This window comes from Pseudoalteromonas peptidolytica, from assembly GCF_012641745.1.
In the GTDB taxonomy this organism is placed as follows: Bacteria; Pseudomonadota; Gammaproteobacteria; order Enterobacterales; family Alteromonadaceae; genus Pseudoalteromonas; species Pseudoalteromonas peptidolytica.
In genome coordinates this window covers 1-1,233 of sequence record NZ_WEHZ01000084.1, presented here as the reverse complement: position 1 = coordinate 1,233, position 1,233 = coordinate 1, and the positions used below count along the sequence as shown (strand labels likewise).

General features: G+C 36.6%; 2 protein-coding genes. Both read right to left on the bottom strand.

The window, feature by feature from the left end:
• Positions 1-133 precede the first annotated feature (133 nt).
• Positions 134-397: a hypothetical protein gene (locus F9Y84_RS21820; RefSeq protein ID WP_147391507.1), complete on the bottom strand. Its 264-nt coding sequence runs from the start codon at positions 395-397 to the stop codon at positions 134-136.
• Between the two features lie 168 nt (positions 398-565).
• Positions 566-1,099 carry a hypothetical protein gene (locus F9Y84_RS21815; RefSeq protein WP_168756800.1) on the bottom strand — a complete coding sequence of 178 codons (534 nt, stop codon included), beginning with the start codon at positions 1,097-1,099 and terminating at the stop codon, positions 566-568.
• Between the last annotated feature and the right edge of the window lie 134 nt (positions 1,100-1,233).

Sequence of the window (1,233 nt, the reverse complement as noted above, 5' to 3'; positions counted from 1 at the left end):
ATGCTCAAGCAGTGTGAATGCGGCTTACCGAGTCAACGCAGCAAATTGAAAACCGCTGGCTGGAACGACAAATTTAGGGCACAGGTACTCTTTGGTTTATAAGTAATCAAAGTATGCTCCGCCCCTGCTCTTGTTATAAGCCTTTACTTTGATCTTTATACTTAGTTTCTAGTAGAGAGATTCTGTTGTTAGTTTTTTTAACGGCATATGCTGCGTAGTGATATAAAATAAAAAAAGCTGCAATTCCAACAAGTATTGCTGTCAGTGAAGGAGGTAAAGCAATAGATAACGTAAGAGCTATTAAACCGATTACCAAAACTATACACATAGTATGTGAGAACCCAAATAGCTTTTTATTTTTTAACGCTAATACCTTTAAGTGTTCGTCAATATTCATTAGTTACTTCCTATCTATAATGAAATTTTCACCAATATGCTTTTCTAATCCGTAAGCTCAATTGGCTTATAACGCCCGCATAATGGGCGGATTAAGCTTGGCTAAAATTAGCGAGGAACGAGCGTCAGCCAAGCTTTAGACGTCCATTCATTAATGCGTTTGTTAGGTTTACTTTACCACCAAGTTCAGTTGATAACTTTTGTTAAACTCATTAATAGCACCTGACTTAATATTACTTTTACTGTCGAAACAAAAGCTATTTTCCAAACATTCCAAAGTGGTAATCGGATCAATATCGTGAACGCCTCTAAATGAAAATACACTAGTACAGCTTGTAGGTTCTTTAGTTTCTGAACCAATGCAAACAAAGACCATTACGGGTTTCCATTTACAAATAGTAGTAGGATCTAACTCTTGTAATGGAACTCTTATCGAATGTAATTCACCAATTATTTCAGGCCGATAATTGATTTCAAATTGTTGAGCTACGTCTCTACCGAGCGCTATATGATAATTATTACATTGGCTTACTTGTGAGTGTGTTCTGTACTCAACCTTGATTTCATATGTCAAAGGTTTCTCAATATCTCCATGGATATCAATAAATTGCTCATCAGGATTGGCATATTTAACAAAACCTCCTTTTGATGAGCAACCAGATATTGCAATAAACAGTAATGTGATGAAGATGAACCTATCCATAGTAAACCTAACACTTTAGTATTTATGCGACACGCAGTTTGTGTTGCATAATCGCTTGTTGGACTGAGCTGCTACCCGCTCGATGTCTCAGAGTTGGTGTTATTTATGCTAAGGGAATTTGCTTTTTGGAGGCT